Here is a 21077-nt window from a genome sequence, read left to right on the forward strand (position 1 = left end):
CCTAGCTTGCACAAGACTCACATTCTAGCAATTCAACAGATGTTGAGCGCACATAATAAGTCGTTTTTACGCCACTTGCCCAAGCATTAAGATGTAAAGCGAGTAAGTCTTTTGCCTGAATCGTATTTTGCACATATAAATTAAGCGAAATGCCCTGGTCAATATGACGGGCACGTGCCGCATTTTGTTTAATTGTCCAGTTTTGATCGATAAAGTAAGCAGACTTATAATACCAAGTCGTTACGGGTGATAAGTCCGGTACTGTAACAGGAATTTTGTAATCCTTTTTCTCCTCGGAGTAACTCTTTTGGAAAATCGGATCAATTGTTGCCGTACTGCCTGCCAAAATAGATGTCGATGAATTTGGTGCTACGGCCATTACATACCCATTGCGCATTCCATATTTTGCGACATCCGCACGCAAAGCTTGCCACTTGTCACTGTTGTAGCTACGCTTTTCAAAATAAACACCCGTTTGCCAGTCAGAGCCCTCAAATAATGGGTAAGCACCTTTTTCGCGCGCAAGTGCACTCGATGCACGAATCGTTAAATACGCAATATGCTCGTATAATTTATCAGCAAAGTCAACTGCCTCATCCGACTCCCATTGAATTTCCTTCAAGGCAAGTAAATGATGCCAACCAAATGTCCCTAGCCCAATTCCACGATAACGAGCATTAGTACGCTCGGCTTGTTTCACAGGAATAGTATTTAAGGCAATCACATTATCTAACATGCGCACTTGAATCGGTATTAAACGCTCTAACACACCAGCCGGAACAGCCTTTCCTAAATTGACAGAAGATAAATTACATACAACAAAATCTCCTGGCTTACGACGTGTCACAATCACATCATCTTCTAACGTAATGGATTCGAATTGCGTCGGCGACATGTTTTGGAAAATTTCAGTACATAAATTTGAACTATAAATCATCCCTTCATGCTTATTTGGATTCATGCGATTTACTTCATCGCGGTAAAACATAAATGGTACACCTGTTTCCAACTGTGAACGCATAATACGCTTCATAATATCGATTGCCGGCACCACTTCTCGACTTAATAGTGGATTGGCAATGCACGACGCATATTTATCTCGGAAAGAGCCTTGTCCTTTTTGCTCATCATAACAATCTTCAAGTGAGAAGCCCATTACCTCACGTACTTCATGTGGGTCAAATAAATGCCACTCTCCACGCGCTTCGACTGCTTCCATAAAAATATCCGGTAAACATAAACCAGTGAAAATATCATGCGCGCGTAATCGTTCGTCTCCATTATTTAAACGTAAATCTAAAAACGTAAAGACATCTTTATGCCACACATCTAAATATACGGCGATTGCGCCTTGGCGTTGACCAAGCTGATCCACTGACACCGCTGTATTATTAAGTTGTTTGATCCATGGCAGTACCCCACTAGATGCGCCTTTAAACCCTTTGATAGAGGAGCCACGACTACGGATTTTCCCCATGTAAACGCCTATACCGCCCCCGTATTTCGATAATGTTGCAACATCGGTGTTCGTATCATAAATACTTTGTAAACTATCATCTACCGTATCAATAAAGCAGCTTGAAAGCTGGCCATGCGTTTTTCCGGCATTTGACAATGTTGGTGTTGCAACCGTCATATATAAATTACTCATCGCCCAATACGATTCTCGTACTTTTTCTAAGCGGTTTTCCGTTTCATCTTGCATCAATGTCATTGCAATGACCATCCAACGCTCTTGCGGTAATTCTACAGGTGTTTTTGTATAATCACGCACAACATAGCGGTCCATTAACGTTTTTAAACCGATATACGTAAACAGCTCATCACGACTCTGTTCAAGATAAGACGCAAGCTCGACTAGCTCTAGTTCACTATACTTCGTCGTTAAACAATCGTGATAAAGCCCTGCCTCGGTATAGCGAGCAAGTTGCTCTGGAAATACCTTATAGACATCTTCCACCCCAACACCACGACGGGTAGCAAATTGATCATACAATTTTTCTAAGTAAATTTGGGCAGCAACAAATGTCCAATATGGCTCTTCCTCATCAATAAGACTAAGTGTTTGTAAAATCATCGCATCCGCCCAAGCTTCAAATGTTGCATTGTCATTTTTTCGTAGCCATCTATCCGATAATCTTACAAAGCTTTCAAGCTCCTCCTCTGTGTAACTTTTCTTTAACTTAGCCATCTGCTGTTCGATTTGAATTGTCATATTCCCATTCTCTCCCTTTCTATCAGCGCACACAAAAAAGCGATTACACACCCTGTTTCGGTTGCGTAATCGCTGTAAAATCGGAAATGGAAATGAAGGACATGTACACATCGAAGTGGACAAATCTCTCGCCTCCACTTCTCAATCCCCGAAGATGTGTTGCTGTCTTGAACAACTCGGCAGGTCTCCTGGCTCATGCTTCCTTCAAATAATTGCCTTCCCGTTCTTTCACAGTGGCATCCTAATTATTTGTCAGCACTTACAGTTGCGGGGACAGCTTCGGCTTTAGATATCTCTATTTCCGAATTCCCTTTTAAACCATACTGGTACCGCTTGTCCAATATACTATATATAGTGTTTTAACTCCTAAACAAATCTAACATATTGTGTTTAACGTTTCAATAGGCGTTTTGCCCCTTGTATTCTCGAAAACGCTACTTTTGCTCGAAGCAAGCCCTATTCCAATGCAGTTTTACGCAGTTTCTCAAAATTTCTAGTAAAAATTTTTTGTGCCAGTTGCTCTTTTTCTGGATTGATTCCTAGTAAAATTACCGCACATGGCCCTGCTGTTTTTCCTACATCCAGCGAACTTTTAATTTGTTGCTGACCAAAAAGTCTTAAAAATTCTGCTTGTAAGCCTTGAGAACCTACCGGCCAAACTTGTTGCACAATTTCCTCGCGCCAAGCTTGGTAAATGGGCTGTAGTTGGGCCACATCTTCAGGCTGCGCAAGCACTTCATTGCCAACGAGTGGCAGTCCATACGTATACCAAATCAGGTTGTCACTAGCAAATGACGACCTTGTTTGCATTTCACCTAACATTGTTACAGATAATCCCGATTGCACAGTCGGCATATTGGATTCTGAACTGCCATTTACAGGTGGACATGGTAGACCTGCTTCTTCAAAGACTTGCGCAAGTCCTTCGACATAACGAGACCACGCCTCATCGCCTGAAAAGTTGGCAAGAATAATATGACTGGGTAGGGCATCGGCTGCAAGCTGTTCTAGAAAAGTGACACGCCCAGTTAAATAAGCCGTTAATGTATCCGGAGCCGATACGACATCTTGAGGTTTTTCTCCGATGGCTGCAGCATTATCTGTTGTAACAATCAGATTCCCTATTTTTACTGCATTTCTCAATTTGCTCGCCCTGCCTTACGAACAAACACTTTCGAGAGTATTGGCATCACGACAGCTACAATCAATAAATTGATGACAGTTGCCATGAAAATACTCGCTAATGAGCCCCAGAAAAACGCTGGACTAATGATGAAATAAAATGGGAGTGGTGCGATCACACCGTTTAATATAAGCGCTACTGGCCATTTCCAAAAATGCATACCTTTTTTGTGCATCACACCGAATAGCCATACAACAATAAACATTTCGACCGCAATAATAAGATGCAAAGGTCCAAGTAGAAAACCAGATGTCAATGCTGTAATCAAATGACCTATTAACCCTGCTACTCCTGCCAATACAGGCGATAAAAATGCAACGCTTAAAAATGCTGGCGCTGAGTCGAGTGCCGCCGATGATACAAAAGACGGAATTTTAATAACTGCCCCAACTGCACAAATCGCCGCAACCATGGCTGTTAATGTCAAACTCATTAATTTTTGTCGATTCATTCCATTTCCTCTTTTCTACAAGTATTCTACTGAAGCCTAAACTCGTTTATTTAATACGTTCTGCAATGCCATACCAAATGCGATTTACTTGTTGTGCTTCTACAAATAACGCCTGATACAAGCGACCACACGTGTCACGCAATAGTCTTGCTTGCTTTTCCATCGGTACAACACCACGTCCCATATCGGTTACAATCATATACACTACACAGTTTTTTTCAAGGCTTTTAAGTGTTGTCAAAATGTGATGGATAATGGCTTCATCTTCCTCCAAATTGCGTTTTACGAGCCATTGTTCTAAATTTTTAATAATGAGTGCATCACAATCAGGTGCAACATCTGGTAGTTCGCCATCAATTATCGTATAGTGATCATCTTTTAGTAATCGCTCTACATAAGCGGTTTTTCCGTTATAGGCTCCTCCGATAAAGACATGCATCTAGCTCCCTCCTTCCAAGCTGCTCGGGAAAACGTTAGCGTAAATAGGCGATTATGGGGTGCTTGATATGACCAAAAAGCCTCTTGTTGTGGAGCAAATGCAACAAGTAACGCTCGCACCACCCCACCATGAACAACGAGATAATAGTCATCCTCATCTTTTGGTAACGCTAAAAAACCTGCGACTACTCGCTCACAAAACTGATCAAATCTTTCACCGTTTGGTGGCGCATTTTTCATTGGGTCATCTAACCATCTACGGTACCGAGAATCTGTCTTTAATTGGTCATATGTTTTGCCTTCAAAATCACCAAAATTCGTCTCTCGAAATCTCACATCGGCTATATAGCTAGCTTGTGGAAAATAACATTTCGCGGTTTCTTGACAACGACGTAAATCACTGCCATATACTTTTCTGACAGAATCATTGACTATTGGAAGCGCCGACGCCTGTGCTAAGGAAGAATCTGTCCAGCCAATATAACGCTTTTCCACATTTTCTTTTGTTGGTGCATGTCTCATTAAACGAACAGTAACAATGTCACCCATAGCACAACCTCCATTCCTTCGATTGAAGCACCTAGCAAGTCCCCAGAAACTCCGCCAAAATTACGCACTGTAAACTGCCGAAACAATACAAATGCAATGACTAAAACGACCATTAACAGCAATGGCACTATAGAAAAGCTTGAAACTACGAACACACCACAATAGGCAAGTAAAAGCGTAAGTAACATCAAACTTGTCAGTAAGCGATGATGTATATGTGTTTTAAAAAAATAAGCAAGTCCTTTTTCCTTCGAACATTGTAACGATAGAAAATAGAAACTCATTCCTACACGTGTCAATAAAGGGATAAAGACAAGCATCCATAATGAAAGTTTGTTCTGTACAAAAAGTTCATGTAGCACAACGAATTTTCCCAACACTAGAAATAACACAGATAGTACACCAAATGCCCCAACTCGCGGATCATCTAATATTTCAAGTCGCTTATCTCGATCGCGATAAGAAAAATAAGCATCCCCCATATCGATAAAACCGTCTAGATGCAAGCCTCCTGTAAATAATGCAAATAAACCGATAATCATAAAAGTTAAGAGGACTTCACTGCTGGCTGTCCATTGTGTTAAACAGTAGATTATCGCTGCAACAACAGCTCCCATCAGCGCCCCTATCCAAGGTAAAAATGCAAACATTCCGGTAATTGTCCGTTTAGTTAACGGAATTTCTTTATGTACAGGCAAAACTGTAAAAAATTGAAATGCCAGCAATACACTGTGCCATATAGTTTTCATCGCCTTGCCTTCTTTCTTTCGTGTTATCTCAACCAATTTTAGTGAAGAATATAAAAAAATCTAGTAGATCAATTGCCAATAAGACATAAAAAGCAAACGTTTACAGGAGCAATCAAAATCATTTTCCATGCTACCGTGCCATCTAGATTTTCCCGTTTACTTGTGGAGTTACATCTTTTTTGTGTCAGTCACTAACTAAGCTTAGAAGTTGGTTCCTTATTTCCATTTCTTGACGATACCATAATTTATTTCATAGGCGTCATGTGAAATAGATACAAACCATTGATGGAGATTGCCGAGCAATTGGCGGTACAATTCCACCTCCTGATTTTCATACGGCGGTTCATCAAAAAGTTCATTAGAAACGACAAAAAGCGTCACCTTTTTGTCAAGTAACGTCAATACTGCACTTTTCATAAACCATATTTTTTCCTCTAGACACCCTGGCTTTTCTACACATGGCGTTCCACGATCAAATCCTTCATAAAAGGCATTGGTCAGCCATGTCGTCACACAGTCCCAAAGTACAATATCCCCTTCAACTAACGTATGAAAGGCATCCTGTATTTGATAAGGTGCTTCAATTGTATGCCACGCAATCGCTTGTTTTAAACGATCTGCTTGGTGTCGCACTATGCGTTTTTCCATTTCAACATCCATGGCAACACCAGAAGCAATATATATCAATCGTTTGTTTATTAAATCTTTATTTTGATAGTGCAAAACAGCTTCTTGTTCGGCAAAGTGAGATTTACCGCTGCGAACCCCACCCGAAATAAAAATTAGCGGCACTGTTTTCACCTCTCTATTGTAAATGTTGTGTGCTACCAATAACCTTGACGTGCCAGCTTTCTTCTGTACGCTCTACGATAGTCACGCTTGTCCCCTCTATGTGTGGCGCTGTCCATAACTGGTCAATGCCCCGCTCTAATATGGCATTAATCATGCATTTAATCGTTACTCCATGTGACACAATTAAAATATGTTCATGTGGATAGCGTTGGGCAATATTTTTTAACGTATACATCGCTCGTTCTGTTACTTCGCCAAAGCTTTCGGTGTGAGTGGCGACAAATTGTGCTGGATAATGGGTATACAGCTCGTAGTCAAAACGATTGCTGACCATAATATCCTCCACAGTTTTTCCTTGCCAGTTTCCTAAAAAAATTTCACGTAGATCATCCTTATAGTGAATTGCTAGCTTGCGACCTACTGTTAAATAGTGTAATGTTTCTTTTGCACGACCACTTGTGCTACTATACGCTGCAGTAAAGGGAATGTTTTTCAATTGTTCACCAAGTTTTTGGGCATGTAAAATGCCGTTTTCAGACAATGGAGAATCTAACCACCCTTGCAATCGATGTTCTTTATTCCAAACTGTTTCCCCATGTCGAACTAGATAAAAAGTTGTCACTTTTCTCACCCCTTATTTGCTTTAAACCACGTTTGTAAACAGTTATGTAAATAGGTCATCGCTGTTACATCTTTAATACCGATGCGGAACCATTCACCATTTAACCCCATAAAGTTTTTTGTATGGCGCAGGACAATTCCTTGTCCTAAACAAAAGCTGAAAAATGTATCTGGATGCTGGTTGCTCGGCAATGAAAAGCATACATAGTTTGTCACACTATTTGTTACGCGACATCCGTGTTCGTGCAAAAAACGTTGGAGCCACGCTCTTTGATTTGTGGCATAGTCGATTGCCTGTTGACAATAATCATGCTCATCCAAACAGCCCGCGCCGATAACAAGCGCAAATGCGTTGAGATTCCAATGTGACAACATTGCTTTTAGCTCTGAAACAATAATTTTGCTTGCAACTAAATAGCCGAGTCTTAATCCAGGAATGGCATACATTTTTGTCATCGATCGCACAACAATTACATGTGGATGATGCGCAACATCGCCAATTAACGAATGATCTTCACTGACCCAATCAATAAATGCCTCATCCAATACGAGTTCACAGTCTACGTCCGCTCCATAAGCTATTAAGCGGAGTAGTTCTTCTTTTTTTGGTAAGACACCTGTTGGATTATTTGGGGTACAGATATATACTGCATCTGCATGTACCATTTCTTGATAAAGACGTGCCATTGGTAATGTATAGTTTATAAAATCATCCACAACAATTGGCACAACATGCGCCCCGGCAGCCTTTAGCGTCCGTTCGTACTCCGAAAATGTCGGATGAATGACAATAACACGTTTATTTACATAGCGTCTGGCTAACACACTAAATAACTCTGACGCCCCATTCCCTAGGACGATTGCCTGTTTTTCAATGCCATGAAAATGGGCCACCTTTGTTAAAAAAGGTTCACCATCTGGATCTGGGTAACGCTGGATTAATGGATAAAATGTGCGCCAGCGTGCCTCAACAAAAGAAGGAGGACCTGCTGCATTGACATTCTCACTAAAATCAAATACTTCTGTCGGCATTTTCAGCCCGAGCTGCTGATAGACATTTTGCGGATTTGCTCCATGATTAGGTAATTGCAAAAATTAACACCTCCATTGCTAACATAACAAGCGTAAAGAGCAGTGTAGCAATTCGCATATGAGTCACAGATGTGGCAATGTGCTCTTTCGTTAACGGTACAAGTTTTTCACCCATCGTCGCTCTATACGATGCAACACCTTGATATGTATTTTTCCCGCCGAGTTGTACGCCTAACTGTACAGCAGTTGCTGCTTCCAAATAACCGCTATTCGGACTAGGATGTTTTTTAGCATCCTGTACCCAGCGTTTTAAGCGTTTGCCAAGCGAAACCGTTGTTTCATTTTTAGTACCAAGTACCATTAACAATCCTGTTAAACGACTAGGAATAAAATTTAGGACATCATCAAGTCTTGCGGCAAACATACCAAAATCTTTGTATTTTTCATTTTTATAGCCAATCATTGAATCTAACGTGTTTACTGCCTTGTATCCCCATAAACCAATTGCCCCAAATAAAAATGCATAAAAGAGTGGCGCGGTTACACCATCACTTGTATTTTCAGATACTGTTTCTACTACACCCCGAACAATTTCATCCTCGTCAAGCTGATCGGTATCTCGCCCAACAATCCACGATAATTTCACACGTGCTTCTGCAAAATCTCCTTGGACAAGAGGCTCATAGACAGCTATTGCTGCTTCTTTTAAACTACGCTGTGCTAGTCCAACGCCAATTAATAACCCCTCAATTAGAATTCCAAACACAATGTTCACTTGATAACTAAGCACTACTATCACGGTTACAACAAACATGGTCGTTCCAACAACAGCAAGCGCCATGATCATCCCACGAAATTTTCGCATCTTGCCCTTATTCCACAAGGCGGTTTGCGCTTGAATAAGTTTGCCTATCCACCGTACTGGATGTGGCATTTTAGGAGGATCACCGACAACTAAATCAAATAATAAGCCAATGATACAGGCAATCACTAGTAAAATCATAGTGGATTCGCCTCTTTCTCTTTTTTGTATTTTTGGATGGCCTCACGCATCGTTTCATAAACACCATGCCCAATCACTTTGCCCAACATTGTAATAGGGCCTGCATATTGATGGAAATCGCCTTCTTCCGTCGATGCAATAAGTAAACTATCCGTTGACGTGCCTGTTGCTAATGTACCCGTAGTAGGATCTGTGATATCTTCATCTAGTAGTGCTTTGACCTTTGCCTCTGTTGTTGAGATCATTGCCTGAAACAACGCCTCATCCGATAGTTTTCCATTGATTAGCACCCATGTATTAATCGTTCCAGCGTGATATTGCTCTTGTCGATGAAATGCACGCGTAATATCAACGGCATTGCCCAAGCCTGCTGTTATCATAACAACTAGATGCAAACCTTCATATGTAAATTCACGTATTGTTGCAAAACGAGCGTTTACTGCTGTCATCATCGCAACGGTTTTGTCGATGGGATAACCCTCTGATTGCAAAAACCGTCGCAACTCATGATGTGGTTTTCGTTCATCATAAGTTTTTGGTACAGAGCGATTCAGTAGATGTGTATAGTAGCCAAAGCCAGGATTATGCATCGCTGACGAGACAACTTTCATCGGAGTTATTGTTTGAATCGTAACATAATTATCTACTATTTTTATATCTTCCTTACGTACAATCATCGTCTACTTACCTCCATTATTTATTATATACCGAATTGGTTATTCACTACTCCCTTTCCAACGGGAGAACCCATATTTTGTAGTGGAGGTAAATAAAAAAACAAATTCTTACAAGAAGAATTTGTACTGTTCATTCTTTAATTATGAATACACTGCAAATTTGAACCTTCTGAATTTTTTGTATAGTACAAAATAATAACTTCATCGTATTGAAATTATTTATTTCTTTGAAATTGTATCATAACTTTGATGTTTGCAACATTCATTTTAGTTAATTTTCTTATTGCCTTTGCTTTAAATTTTTAAATCGAATAATTGAACCGGCTATAATAAAAACCCAACCAATCCCAACATATATAATTTTCATGGATTTCGTCGATGCTGGTAAAATGTCCATAATGGTTAAACAGACAACTAAAATACCGATAACTGACAAAATCATGCCCATTGAAAAACTCTTCAATCTATTACGACCTCCTATCTATGTACGAACTCGATTTTACAGCATTACTGTATAAAAGAAAACTCTATTCCTTCTAGTAGTGTTTGATTTTTTGGAGGCATTCATACATCCATGTAACTTATAAAATGAAAGAGCTGCCTTATAAGCTATGAATTCATTGCTTATAAGGCAGCTCCGTTTTATTTTTAGATAATTTTATTGTTTTTATAAAACTATCGTATTGGGTTTACTTATGCTTGCACTTGTGCAAAAAATTCTCCATATAGTGCTTGTAAAATTCGATTTTCATACTCTTGTAGAACACCAAATACAAGACTTACTTCAGACGAGCCTTGATTAATCATTTCAATATTAGCTCCAGTTTTAGATATTGCTGTTGCTGCACGTGCTGCAAGACCTGTGTTATTACGCATCCCTTCCCCAACAATCACAATCATTGAGAATCCATGACGCATTTGGACATCATCTGCCTGCAATTCATTTTTCACACGCGTTAATATACGCGCTTCATTTTCTGGTGTTAGTTGGTTGGATCGCATAATCACCGAAATATCATCTAAACCAGACGGAGTATGTTCATATGAAATATTTTCATCTTCTAAAATTTGTAGAAGCTTACGACCGAACCCTACTTCACGGTTCATTAAATATTTAGACACATATAACGTTGAAAAGCCGCTGTCTGCCGAGATACCTGTAACCGGACGACCTGTAGCAGGACGACTCGGTACAATTCGAGTACCTGGGGCTGAAGGATTATTTGTATTTTTTATGTTAACTGGCACCCCAATCTTATAGACAGGCATTAATGCTTCATCATGAAAGACAGAAAAGCCCGCATAGGATAATTCGCGCATTTCGCGATACGTTATTTCTTTAATTTCCACTGGATCATTCACGACTTTCGGATTTGCGGAAAATACACAATCCACATCCGTAAAGTTTTCATAAAGCTCCGCTTCAACAGCAGCTGCTAAAATAGAGCCTGTAATATCCGAGCCTCCGCGATCAAACGTACGCAATATGCCCGCTTTAGTGTAACCGAAGAAACCTGGGAAAACAATAATTTCTTTTGTATCTTTTAATGGCGCTAAATTTGTATAAGCTTCAGGTAAGGCAAACGTACGCTCAGGTAAATCGTTGACGACTAAACCTTCTTTTGGACTTACATAGCGTGCTGGCATACCGATAGAGTTAAAATATGCTGCAATAAGCTTGGCATTGTTATCTTCTCCTGCCGCTTTTAAGCTATCAATAAATAATTCTTCATTGGAAATATCACCTTGCACACGTTCGCGCAAGTCTTCTGTAATAACGTCACAAATCGTATCATCTAGCTGTAACCCGTCAGCAATAGACTTGTAACGATTAACGACTGTTTGTAGTTTTTCTTCTATATTTTCATTTTGTAATGCCGCATGAGCTAAGTCAATTAGTAAATCTGTTACTTTTATATCATCACCAGAACGTTTTCCTGGTGCTGAAACGGCTACGATTTTGCGTGCCGGATTAGATTTTACAATGTTTGCTACTTTTTGAATTTGTTCTGCACTTGCTACAGATGTTCCACCAAATTTACATACGATCATATCTATCAAATCCTAACTTTTTAAAATAATGTATTCCTCCAAAAAACAATTGAATGTACACAGTGTACAAATTATCGTTCTCTACGTCAATACAATTTAAAAAATTCACGCAATTCGTCGATAGAAAAATGGACAATTTTCGCACTGTTTGATTTATTATACGGATTTCATATGAATTAGTTAAGGTTTTTATAAATTTTTTTCGCATATGTCACATAATCGTGTAAATTTTCGTTTGAACTAGCTTTAATTAGCTATATGATCGTGGCGATTACGTTTGTTCATGAAAAGACGAGCTTCAAGTTAGCTCGTCTCCTTCATCTAATGGCATCCAACAGCTTTCTATCATACGTTGCTAGCTGAAAACTGTTTTCTTTTATGACTAATGAAGAGAGCGCTTACTGTCATTATGATATGCTACAATAATCATTATGTCTGTGCTATTTGATAATGAATTTGTTAGCAACGATTAAAAATGCCACCTTATATAAGATGGCATTTTTATTTGTGCGCTTCCCTTTTAGTCCATTGGGTTAATACCTTTCCAGTTCCTTTTACACCAGCTGGTTTGCACAAGCTTTTGTCTTTCTTCTATATAATAAAGCAAACGCTTACTTCCTTATTATGTGACGTAAAATGGCTGCTATTTTAGATAGATTCAATACGCTTTGCTGATTGATTGATGTGTGACAAAAGATTAGTAACTCAAATTTACGGACTACTCGCTTTATGTTTATATGAAAAAGCAAAAATCTACCACATAGTTCTCGCCAATCACTACATGTGATGTTAAAATAAACTAATATTTAGCAATAACAGATTCATTATCCTTAAATAATATAAGACGCAAATTAGGTTACTTTATTGATAAAGCCAGTGAAGTACATAACCACTTTTCTCTTATTCTGAATACTTATTGCAAAAGATAATAGTTATAAAAGCAAGTTGTTAATACCCCATTTGGTGTTAGTCGACCATATCACTATTTATCTCTATCACTTTTTGCTTTCTTAAAGCAAAGTTAATTTATCGAAATAGATGGAGGATTTGTATGCGTATTAAAACAAGACTTATTCTTGTTACTTCAATTTTTGTGTTGTCAATCATGGCCGTAGGTGGATTTGGGACATGGTCTTTATCGAAGATTGTCTCACAAAATAATGAGGTAAATAATCTGATGGAAATTAAAACAATCACCAAGCAAATTCAATATCGGCTTGCCGGTCTTTCAAATGATGAGCGAGCATTACTATTAACAAATGATCCAACATTCGTGTCACAAATGGAGGAAAAATCAAACGATATTATAAACCAATTTAATCAATTATATGCCTTTTCCATCATATCCTCAGAGCAAAAGACCATTGATGACATTAAGGAAAATTACGAAAAATATTGGAATCAAGTTCAATTCGTTATGCACAATCATACGATAGACCCTAAAAAAGCATCTGAAATTCATTTTGGGGAAGAACGAAGAATACGGAAAGAAGTACTTGACCCTTCGTTTGAACGTTTTATTGCACAAATAGATCAACAAACAGAAGTAGCAAGCGCTAGCTTGAAATCACAATCTAAAATGAGCCAAGCACTACTACTCGGAGTTGCAATAGTTGCCACAGTATCTGGAATCATTTTAGGCGTTTTACTTTATCAATCCATTTTAAAACCATTGCGCCAACTAAATATTCAGATGAATGATATCGCACACGGAAACGGCGATTTAACTAAAACGATCCAAGTAAAAAACAAAGATGAATTAGGGGAAGTGGCTACTTCATTTAACCACTTCATTTCTTCATTAAGACAAATGATGACACAAATTAGCTCTTCATCCGAGCGAGTAGCAGCGTCTTCCGAAGAGTTTTCAGCGAGTGCGGAACAATCAAAACGATCTTCTCATCAAATTACGGAAAATATACAAGATGTCTCGACGAGTATGGATAGCCAAGCGAACATTTTACACGAAAGCACTATTGCCATCGTGCAAGCATTGCAAAGTTTAGAAAGTATGACACATTATACAGCTGATGTTTCAGAAGATACGAATGAAGTTAGTATACAGGCGGATCAAGGAGCACAATCCGTTAAAGATATTGTTTCGTCCATGGAGGCCATTTCACAATCGGTAGACGAAACAAATAAAAATATCAATTCACTCGCTGAAGATGCTGTCAAAATTGGTGAAATCACAACATTGATAAATGACATTGCCAATCAAACAAATCTCCTTGCCTTAAATGCGGCCATTGAAGCTGCCCGTGCAGGAGAGCATGGAAAAGGATTTGCCGTAGTTGCAGAAGAAGTACGAAAATTAGCTGAACAATCCAGTGGCTCGACAAATCAAATCAAAGCACTCATTACACGTATTCAAGAGACAACCAATGAAACCGTTCAAACGATACAAAAAGTGCAAACAAATGTCGGTAGTGGCGTTCAATTAACATCTACTACTTCGGTACAATTTCAAGATATTATGCAATCCATTGCCCATGTCACAGGTAAAGTACAAGAAATAGCTGCCACAACAGAACAATTAACAGCCGATTTTACAACGGTTACCCAACAATATGAAATCGTTTCTTCACTCTTTAAGGAAAATTCCGAAAGCACACACGAAGTGGTCGCAGCAACAGAAGAACAGTTAGTTTCTATGGAAGAAATTCAAAGTGTTGCGCAAACATTAACGAGCATTTCTGATTCACTTAATCAGATGGTGCGTAGCTTTAAAATCTAAACGACAAATAACACCCTAATTGATGTGTGAAATGACCATCATTAGGGTGTTATTTTTATTATCGTTCGTTTCTTTTAGGATTAGAATTTGCCTACAGTGTGTTCTAAGTCAAATCTTCTTCTGCACTTCATTTTATGATTTCGCCATTAATTTTCTTTTAATACGAAGGGACACAAGCTCTAAGATGATCGCGACAATAAGAGCGCAATACGTAATCATCCCAACTTCGTGTAAATCATAGTAAAAACTAGAAGCCATAAATAACTCAAAGCCAATACCACCTGCCGCCGCTGCTGCACCCATCGCCACTGCCACACCATAGTTCGTTTCAAAGCGTAAAAAAATCCACGACACCATATAGGACGAAGACTGCGGAACGACAGCATGCCATACAATATGCCACCAATTCGCTCCTGAGGCCCGCAATGCCTCTATAGTACCTTCTTCTAACTCCTCAAATGATTCAGCAAATGCCTTTGTTAAGTAAGCAATGGTATGCAGCATCATCCCCAGTACACAAGCAATTGCACCGAGACCTGCAACAATCGCAAAGATTAACACCCACAGGACTGTAGGTACTGCTCTAATAAATGAGTTAAAAGCGATTATCCCATTTGACACCATTGAAGGGACTAAGTTTTTCGCGCTAAAAATAGCAAGGAAAAAAGAGAGTACTGCTCCTAAAATCGTTGCTAAAAAAGCTAATGCAAGTGTTATACTAATTTGCTTTAACGCTGTAGCAAATGTAATTTGATGAAAGGCAGGTTCTAAAAACATCATCTTTAAATTACCTAGCGTTAAGGAAATGGCTGTTGACCATGTAATTGTCCCATAATCAAGCAAAAATGGTCCAATCAGTGTAAATAACAGTAGCGCCCATAGTACAAGACGCATGACGATATTCGCCTTTGTCATTTTAGTGATTTGAATTCGACCATTTCTTACTTTAACATTTGTCTCTAAAGGTGACACGTGCATTAAGAAATCACCTTCCTTACTTTGTTTGATGTAAATTCAATAATAAACACAACCGCGATAATCATAATGGTAATAAGCCCTAGCATATTATAATCCAGTTTTTTATAGTAAAGATCAAATAGATAACCAATACCTGTACCTGTTAATAATCCAACTAATGTCGCACTTCGAATATTGGTTTCAATCATATAAAATATCCAACTAAGCATCTGAGGCATCGTATCTGGTAATACGCCTTTCCATACCATTTGAAAATATGTAGCCCCTGTGGCCATTAGCGCCTCTACTCCGTCTGAACTTGCCTCATCAATTGTTTCAATAAACATCCGAACTAAAAAGCCAAACGTCGAGAAAAATAGAGCGAAATAGCCCGTTACAACATTATGTCCAAATGAAATAACAAGAACAAGCGCCCATGCGATTACTGGAACATTACGAAAAATGGATGCAATGAACCGTGCTACAAAGCCAAAGAAACGATTGAATTGTGTCGTTTGCGCCCCTAATATTGCAAAAAGCAAAGCAAATACGGCTGCTGTAGTAGAAGCTATGACGGATAAAATAATCGTCTCCCAAAGGCGTTGTAATACTTTTGGAATATTTTCTATTGTTTCAGTTGAAGGAATTAAATTATTAATCATCCATGCAAGTGTACTAGGAATCGCATATAAACCTTCTATTATATTAAACTTTGTAATGGCTGCTGAGCCGTACGTTAATACAATCAGAACAATCATTACACCTGTCATTCGCCACTTTTTCCTACGTAAAATATTCGCCTCTGTCATCATACCCTCCGAACCTTTTATTCCGTAATTAGTTCATCTACACTTGTTCCATAAATGTTACGTATAGCAAGCTGGTTTAACTGCTTCGGGATATCATCAAATACTTTCTCCCCTTTACGTAATCCGATAATTCGATCAGAATAACGCATGGCAACGTCGACTTGATGTAAATTCACTAACACAGTAATGCCCATAGACTGTGAAATTTCCTTTAAGTGATCCATAATGACCTTAGATGAATTGGGATCAAGGGATGCGATAGGCTCATCACATAACAATAACTTTGGCTCTTGCACTAATGCCCTTGCTATCCCTACTCGTTGCTTTTGACCACCACTTAACTGGTCACAACGTTTATAAATTTGATCCTTCATATTCAGCTTTTCTAATATCGATAATGCAAGTCGTTTCTCTTCTTCTGTATAAATACTTAGGATACCTTGCATCGTGGATTTATAACCAAACCGACCATGCAACACATTTTCAAATACAGTTAGACGGGAAACTAAGTTATAATGCTGAAAAATCATGCCCATTTTGGCACGTTGTTGCCGCATTGCTCTTTTATTGATAGACGTAATATCTTGCTGATCAAAAATAATTTCTCCTTCGGACGGTTCAATCATTCGATTAATGCAGCGTAGCAATGTCGATTTCCCTGCACCCGATTGACCTATAATGGATACAAACTCGCCTTCTTGCAAGGAAAGATTGATATCATTTAACACCATGGACTTATGGTCATAGCTTTTAGCAATTTTATGAAGCTGCAAAATCGTGTTGGCTTGCTCTCTTTCTGGAGCAACAGTAAATGCTGACTGCAGGGGCTGTCTTTCCAATACAATAGTAGTCATTATTCTCTCTCCTTGTATCGTAATTTGATAAAGCTGATAGCATGGAAAATCTCTGAGACTTTTTTGAAAAAGGCTTCTATCTTTAAAGATAAAAGCCCTGTACAGTATTATTTTGATAGTTCGCGAATTGGATTAAACCAAGCATCTTCCACTTCTAAGAAACGCTCGTCCGCCGCCCTATAGAACAATCCAGAATCGCCGGAATCTTTTGGTACAAAAATACTTTTGTTATTGGTTGTTTCATCCGAGATTAAGTGTTCTTTTAATGTCTTAATATCTTCTTCGCTTAATACCGACGTATTGACTACGAATGGAGCGTTAAGTACTGGTGTTACCTGTATCAGCACAAATTCTTTTCCTGTTAACGTGTTAAACGGTGCTGCAGCATTATCTTTTACCTTATAAACTGCACCTGGTGTACTTTCTTTTCCTTCCACTAGCTCAACATAAGCCTCCACACATGTATCACAAAATGCTGCGATATCAGAGCGCTCCATCAACATATTGACAGCTGACCCTTGGTGAGAATCCCCAAATAAGACTTCAGGATATACTTCATTGCCTTCCATTAAAGCTTCTTCAGTTAAATTTTTATCGCTAAAGTGAGAAATAATTGAACTTGTTGGTACTTTGAAACCTGATGTTGAAGAAGCAGAGACGAAAGAAATCGTTTTGCCTTCCGTTGTATCTAACGTATATTTACCAATCTTTTGATATTGTTGTGCCTGATCCTTTGGAACCGCTAGCCAGCTATAATAGACCGCATCGTCTAATGTACCAGACTCTCCGGATGGTACAACTAAGGGTTCGACATCTTTACTTTTGTCCTTCGCTTCGATATACCCTTGCGCTCCCATAAAAGCAATATGTGCATTGCCATTGGCAATTGATTCAATCGCAATCGCATAATCTGTCGTTAATTTATGTTCTACTTTACGCCCTGTTGCCTTTTCAAAAATGGCACCAAAAGCATCACGAGAAGGAGCCATTTCAGAACCTGATTCATTTGGATACCAAACCATTACAAGTGGTCCATCTGATTTTGCATTGGCTTTCTTTGTTTCACTTGTTCCATTTTCCGAACTACAAGCAGCTAAAAAAAGTACAGTCAACATGCCCATCAAAATTGATAACCATCGTTTGTTCATTATTCTTCTCCTTTTTCACTTCAGTTTTTGTAGTTTTGCTCTACATGCCCCATTTAATCATCTCGGAAAGCGCTTGGAAATAGCTCCGCATTTTTCTTAATAAAATTTTACATTCACTAAATAAAAACGGCAGTTTGTAAATTGGATAATGTATATTGCCCTAATTGTACAGGTGCACCATAACGACCATGATAATCTGATCCACCTGTTGTGATTAAATGATATTTTTGAGCTAATTGTTGCACCTGTTCCATATGCACAGGTGTGTGATCAGGATGAAGTAACTCGATTCCATCAAGCCCTTCTTGCACAAGCTCCTTTGTGATATCGAAAGAGTTTAACTGACCAGGATGGGCAACGACAGCGACTCCGCCATCAGCATGAATGGCTTGCAATGCATCAAATGCATCAACATAAACAATATCCCCTGCTGCTACTCCTGTTTTAAATAATGAGCGATACAATGTTTGATAGTATTTTGAACTATATGCCTCTTCTGTCAACGCATTCATAATATGCTGTTTATATAATGTACCGCTTTCGCGAGCAAAGGCGAGTGCCTGCTTTGCATCGAGCGGGAACCCCGCCTCCTGTATGCGCGCTAATTGCCATAATGAATGGGCGTGCCGGCGAGCAAGTAGTGGTGTACAAAGTGCTTGAATATGTGGACATGGACCTTGAAAACCATAGCCAAGCATATGGACTTTGCGCTGACGCTTAAAGTCATAGGCCGATATTTCAACACCAGCAATAAATTCGATATTGAATTGTGCCGCAAGCTTACGCCCCTCCGCATGGTGAGCTGTTGTATCATGGTCAACAACGCCTAGATGTGTGATACCTGCTGCCTTCGCTTGCTGAAATAATTGCATCAAAGTTTCACTACCATCGGAATAACGACTATGTGTATGCAAATCAATTTTCACGCTAACACTTCCTTGTCGCTAGTTTTCATCATTGTAAAAACATCATCGCACAGGCCTTCCATAAACTCTAAATCATGAAAAATACCAATTAAAGTAGTTCCTTGTGCTTTTAGCTTTTCGATGGATTCCCTTACCTTAACTTTCGAGGCTTGATCTAAGCTAGCAGTAGGTTCATCTAAAAGAAGGAGGCGTGGCTCTTTCACTATCGCACAAGCAATATTTAAACGAAGTTTCTCTCCACCTGAAAAATTATTTGGATAACTATTCCATAATTTTTCCTCCAAATCAAAATGACGTAATGCTTGCTTTGCTCGGGCAATAGCTTCTTGTTGTTCTACACCTACATCTAGTAGAGATTGTGTCACCAGTTCTAATGCTGTCGTTCGAGGCATGACGTTTAAAAATTGCGACACATAACCAATTTCATGTTTTCGCAAATAAACAATTTGTCGAGTCGTCGCTTGTAATAAATCAATCTCACCATAGGCATCTGAATGGAATATAATGTTTCCAGCTTGCGGCATATAAGTGCGATAAATACTTTTTAAGATGGTCGATTTGCCACTGCCACTTTTACCGACAATCCCTAAAAAGCCCCCCTCCTTCACATGCAATGATATATTTTCAAGTGCTGGAAAAGTCTTTTGTAAATGATGAATAGTAAACGATTTCTGCAAATTGTGTATAGTTAACATCGTTTCCCCCCCTTAGCGATAATTGGTTTGCATAATAATGTTGCCATCAACCATGGTTGTTGTAACAACGGGATAGCCGTCTTCCATCTGTTCAATAATTAATATATCTGCCTTTTTACCAACCTCAATCGAGCCAATTTCGTGATCAAGATTTACTGCACGTGCAGGATTAATCGTCACAAGTTGGAATAAACGGTGTAAATCTTCATCATATTGTTTCGATAATTCGAAAATCCCGTGTAACATTGCAGGAGGATAATAATCACTACAAATAATATCGATTACTTGTGCTTGAATCGCCTCACTGGCGCTTAAATTCCCTGAATGGGAGCCACCATTTAAAATATTGGGTGCACCAGCAATCGTTTGCATCCCCATCTTCTTTGCTTCTTTTGCCACATCGAGTGTAATAGGAAACTCACTGATTGTTGTGCCATACGATTGAACAAGTTGAAGTTTTGCTACATCATCGTCATCATGTGAAGCAACCGCAATGTTATGCTCAATGGCTAGTCGACTTAGTCGTTCAATATCATCGAAAGTCATTTTCGCCTTATCAACTTGATTTTGAATTAATACATTGGCTTCCTGATCTGACATGGAACGATAGCCGCGCATAATATTTTTATAGATTTCAAGATTTCGATATTGTCCCTGACCTGGTGTATGATCCATAAATGATAGCAAATGCACTTTGCCATCTTTAATATTGCGCTCTAAGTTCGGTATTTGATCGATGGAATCAATTTCGAAGCGAGCATGTAAACGATGTCGTATTAAATGTGGCTCTTCGTGTGAAGCGTAAATAGCATCAACACATTTTTGAACATTTTCCGGATTACGAATTGCTTTATGTGAGTATTTATCATCCCCGTAATAGGATAAGGAATGAAAAATTGTTGTAATGCCATGCGTCATTAAAATGCGTTCGCTCTCCCGTAAACCAATGTTCATGCTCATTACTGAGGTTGGACGAGGGCTGACAATCGTCTCAATATAATCCGAATGAATATCGACAAAACCTGGTGATACATAGCCACCTTTAGCATCTAAAACCTCTATACCATGTAAATCAATGTCCGCTTCATGGACAATCGCATTAATTAAATGGTCCTCCACTAATACAATGTGGTTTTTTAAAAATTGCTGTTCTGTCACAATAACGCCATTTATAATCGCAAGCATCATT

The 21077-nt window shown here is 38.9% G+C and carries 21 protein-coding genes and 1 riboswitch; of the genes, 1 reads left to right on the forward strand and 20 read right to left on the reverse strand.

The window, feature by feature from the left end:
• Position 1: 1 nt before the first annotated feature.
• From I5435_RS12935 to I5435_RS12995, 13 genes are all read right to left on the reverse strand, one after another.
• Entirely contained in the window at positions 2–2215 is a 2214-nt protein-coding gene (locus I5435_RS12935; protein ID WP_108030125.1) for a ribonucleoside-diphosphate reductase subunit alpha, read from the reverse strand.
• 160 nt (positions 2216–2375) lie between these two features.
• A riboswitch (cobalamin riboswitch) is annotated at positions 2376–2564 on the reverse strand.
• A gap of 107 nt (positions 2565–2671) precedes the next feature.
• Entirely contained in the window at positions 2672–3358 is a 687-nt protein-coding gene (locus I5435_RS12940) for a hypothetical protein (RefSeq protein WP_337982406.1), read from the reverse strand.
• A complete protein-coding gene (locus I5435_RS12945) occupies positions 3355–3849 on the reverse strand; it encodes an ECF transporter S component (protein ID WP_024360956.1) in 495 nt (164 codons plus the stop codon). The genes I5435_RS12940 and I5435_RS12945 overlap by 4 nt, the downstream gene beginning before the upstream one ends.
• A 46-nt stretch (positions 3850–3895) precedes the next feature.
• A complete protein-coding gene (locus I5435_RS12950; RefSeq protein WP_025219801.1) occupies positions 3896–4288 on the reverse strand; it encodes a bifunctional adenosylcobinamide kinase/adenosylcobinamide-phosphate guanylyltransferase in 393 nt (130 codons plus the stop codon).
• Positions 4240–4836, reverse strand: coding sequence for a histidine phosphatase family protein (locus tag I5435_RS12955; RefSeq protein ID WP_108030123.1), 597 nt, complete (start codon positions 4834–4836; stop codon positions 4240–4242). The genes I5435_RS12950 and I5435_RS12955 overlap by 49 nt, the downstream gene beginning before the upstream one ends.
• Positions 4809–5585, reverse strand: coding sequence for an adenosylcobinamide-GDP ribazoletransferase (gene cobS, locus I5435_RS12960; protein ID WP_024360959.1), 777 nt, complete (start codon positions 5583–5585; stop codon positions 4809–4811). The genes I5435_RS12955 and cobS overlap by 28 nt, the downstream gene beginning before the upstream one ends.
• Positions 5586–5801: 216 nt before the next feature.
• Positions 5802–6377 (reverse strand): bifunctional adenosylcobinamide kinase/adenosylcobinamide-phosphate guanylyltransferase, encoded by a 576-nt coding sequence (locus I5435_RS12965; RefSeq protein WP_108030122.1) that lies wholly within the window; start codon positions 6375–6377, stop codon positions 5802–5804.
• A gap of 13 nt (positions 6378–6390) precedes the next feature.
• The gene (locus I5435_RS12970) at positions 6391–6999 is read right to left on the reverse strand and encodes a histidine phosphatase family protein (protein WP_108030121.1); all 609 of its coding nucleotides are present in this window, start codon (positions 6997–6999) and stop codon (positions 6391–6393) included.
• Between the two features lie 5 nt (positions 7000–7004).
• Positions 7005–8090 carry a pyridoxal phosphate-dependent aminotransferase gene (locus I5435_RS12975; protein WP_108030120.1) on the reverse strand — a complete coding sequence of 362 codons (1086 nt, stop codon included), beginning with the start codon at positions 8088–8090 and terminating at the stop codon, positions 7005–7007.
• On the reverse strand, positions 8077–9033 hold the full coding sequence (cbiB, locus tag I5435_RS12980) for an adenosylcobinamide-phosphate synthase CbiB (protein WP_024360962.1): 957 nt from the start codon (positions 9031–9033) through the stop codon (positions 8077–8079). The genes I5435_RS12975 and cbiB overlap by 14 nt, the downstream gene beginning before the upstream one ends.
• Entirely contained in the window at positions 9030–9710 is a 681-nt protein-coding gene (locus I5435_RS12985) for an adenosylcobinamide amidohydrolase (protein ID WP_029747066.1), read from the reverse strand. The genes cbiB and I5435_RS12985 overlap by 4 nt, the downstream gene beginning before the upstream one ends.
• Positions 9711–9990: 280 nt before the next feature.
• Entirely contained in the window at positions 9991–10173 is a 183-nt protein-coding gene (locus I5435_RS12990; protein WP_024360963.1) for a hypothetical protein, read from the reverse strand.
• 230 nt (positions 10174–10403) lie between these two features.
• Positions 10404–11762, reverse strand: coding sequence for an aspartate kinase (locus tag I5435_RS12995; protein ID WP_024360964.1), 1359 nt, complete (start codon positions 11760–11762; stop codon positions 10404–10406).
• 1051 nt (positions 11763–12813) lie between these two features.
• On the opposite strand from I5435_RS12995, the gene I5435_RS13000 reads away from it, so the two are divergent.
• Positions 12814–14499: a methyl-accepting chemotaxis protein gene (locus I5435_RS13000; protein ID WP_337982407.1), complete on the forward strand. Its 1686-nt coding sequence runs from the start codon at positions 12814–12816 to the stop codon at positions 14497–14499.
• Between the two features lie 132 nt (positions 14500–14631).
• Here I5435_RS13000 and I5435_RS13005 read toward each other — a convergent pair whose 3' ends face one another.
• From I5435_RS13005 to phnM, 7 genes are all read right to left on the reverse strand, one after another.
• Positions 14632–15477 (reverse strand): PhnE/PtxC family ABC transporter permease, encoded by an 846-nt coding sequence (locus I5435_RS13005; RefSeq protein ID WP_024360966.1) that lies wholly within the window; start codon positions 15475–15477, stop codon positions 14632–14634.
• Positions 15477–16265, reverse strand: coding sequence for a phosphonate ABC transporter, permease protein PhnE (gene phnE, locus I5435_RS13010; RefSeq protein WP_024360967.1), 789 nt, complete (start codon positions 16263–16265; stop codon positions 15477–15479). Before phnE ends, I5435_RS13005 begins: the two co-directional genes overlap by 1 nt.
• Before the next feature lie 17 nt (positions 16266–16282).
• Positions 16283–17119 (reverse strand): phosphonate ABC transporter ATP-binding protein, encoded by an 837-nt coding sequence (gene phnC / locus I5435_RS13015; protein ID WP_108030118.1) that lies wholly within the window; start codon positions 17117–17119, stop codon positions 16283–16285.
• 107 nt (positions 17120–17226) lie between these two features.
• Positions 17227–18267, reverse strand: coding sequence for a PhnD/SsuA/transferrin family substrate-binding protein (locus I5435_RS13020; protein WP_108030117.1), 1041 nt, complete (start codon positions 18265–18267; stop codon positions 17227–17229).
• 116 nt (positions 18268–18383) lie between these two features.
• Positions 18384–19193, reverse strand: a complete 810-nt coding sequence (locus tag I5435_RS13025) for a PHP domain-containing protein (protein ID WP_108030116.1) — start codon at positions 19191–19193, stop codon at positions 18384–18386.
• On the reverse strand, positions 19190–19888 hold the full coding sequence (gene phnL / locus I5435_RS13030) for a phosphonate C-P lyase system protein PhnL (RefSeq protein WP_108030115.1): 699 nt from the start codon (positions 19886–19888) through the stop codon (positions 19190–19192). Before phnL ends, I5435_RS13025 begins: the two co-directional genes overlap by 4 nt.
• Before the next feature lie 12 nt (positions 19889–19900).
• A complete protein-coding gene (phnM, locus tag I5435_RS13035; RefSeq protein ID WP_108030114.1) occupies positions 19901–21073 on the reverse strand; it encodes a phosphonate metabolism protein PhnM in 1173 nt (390 codons plus the stop codon).
• Between the last annotated feature and the right edge of the window lie 4 nt (positions 21074–21077).

The organism is Lysinibacillus sp. C5.1 (genome assembly GCF_016350185.1).
In the GTDB taxonomy this organism is placed as follows: Bacteria; Bacillota; Bacilli; order Bacillales_A; family Planococcaceae; genus Lysinibacillus; species Lysinibacillus sphaericus.

What these genes read in the sequence shown, in the direction of transcription:
- I5435_RS12935 (WP_108030125.1), bottom strand. Translation starts at nt 2,215, where the DNA reads ATGACAATTCAAATCGAACAGCAGATGGCTAAGTTAAAGAAAAGTTAC.
- I5435_RS12945 (WP_024360956.1), bottom strand. Translation starts at nt 3,849, where the DNA reads ATGAATCGACAAAAATTAATGAGTTTGACATTAACAGCCATGGTTGCG.
- I5435_RS12950 (WP_025219801.1), bottom strand. Translation starts at nt 4,288, where the DNA reads ATGCATGTCTTTATCGGAGGAGCCTATAACGGAAAAACCGCTTATGTA.
- I5435_RS12955 (WP_108030123.1), bottom strand. Translation starts at nt 4,836, where the DNA reads ATGGGTGACATTGTTACTGTTCGTTTAATGAGACATGCACCAACAAAA.
- cobS (WP_024360959.1), bottom strand. Translation starts at nt 5,585, where the DNA reads ATGAAAACTATATGGCACAGTGTATTGCTGGCATTTCAATTTTTTACA.
- cbiB (WP_024360962.1), bottom strand. Translation starts at nt 9,033, where the DNA reads ATGATTTTACTAGTGATTGCCTGTATCATTGGCTTATTATTTGATTTA.
- I5435_RS12985 (WP_029747066.1), bottom strand. Translation starts at nt 9,710, where the DNA reads ATGATTGTACGTAAGGAAGATATAAAAATAGTAGATAATTATGTTACG.
- I5435_RS12995 (WP_024360964.1), bottom strand. Translation starts at nt 11,762, where the DNA reads ATGATCGTATGTAAATTTGGTGGAACATCTGTAGCAAGTGCAGAACAA.
- I5435_RS13000 (WP_337982407.1), top strand. Translation starts at nt 12,814, where the DNA reads ATGCGTATTAAAACAAGACTTATTCTTGTTACTTCAATTTTTGTGTTG.
- I5435_RS13005 (WP_024360966.1), bottom strand. Translation starts at nt 15,477, where the DNA reads ATGCACGTGTCACCTTTAGAGACAAATGTTAAAGTAAGAAATGGTCGA.
- phnE (WP_024360967.1), bottom strand. Translation starts at nt 16,265, where the DNA reads ATGACAGAGGCGAATATTTTACGTAGGAAAAAGTGGCGAATGACAGGT.
- phnC (WP_108030118.1), bottom strand. Translation starts at nt 17,119, where the DNA reads ATGACTACTATTGTATTGGAAAGACAGCCCCTGCAGTCAGCATTTACT.
- I5435_RS13020 (WP_108030117.1), bottom strand. Translation starts at nt 18,267, where the DNA reads ATGAACAAACGATGGTTATCAATTTTGATGGGCATGTTGACTGTACTT.
- phnL (WP_108030115.1), bottom strand. Translation starts at nt 19,888, where the DNA reads ATGTTAACTATACACAATTTGCAGAAATCGTTTACTATTCATCATTTA.
- phnM (WP_108030114.1), bottom strand. Translation starts at nt 21,073, where the DNA reads ATGCTTGCGATTATAAATGGCGTTATTGTGACAGAACAGCAATTTTTA.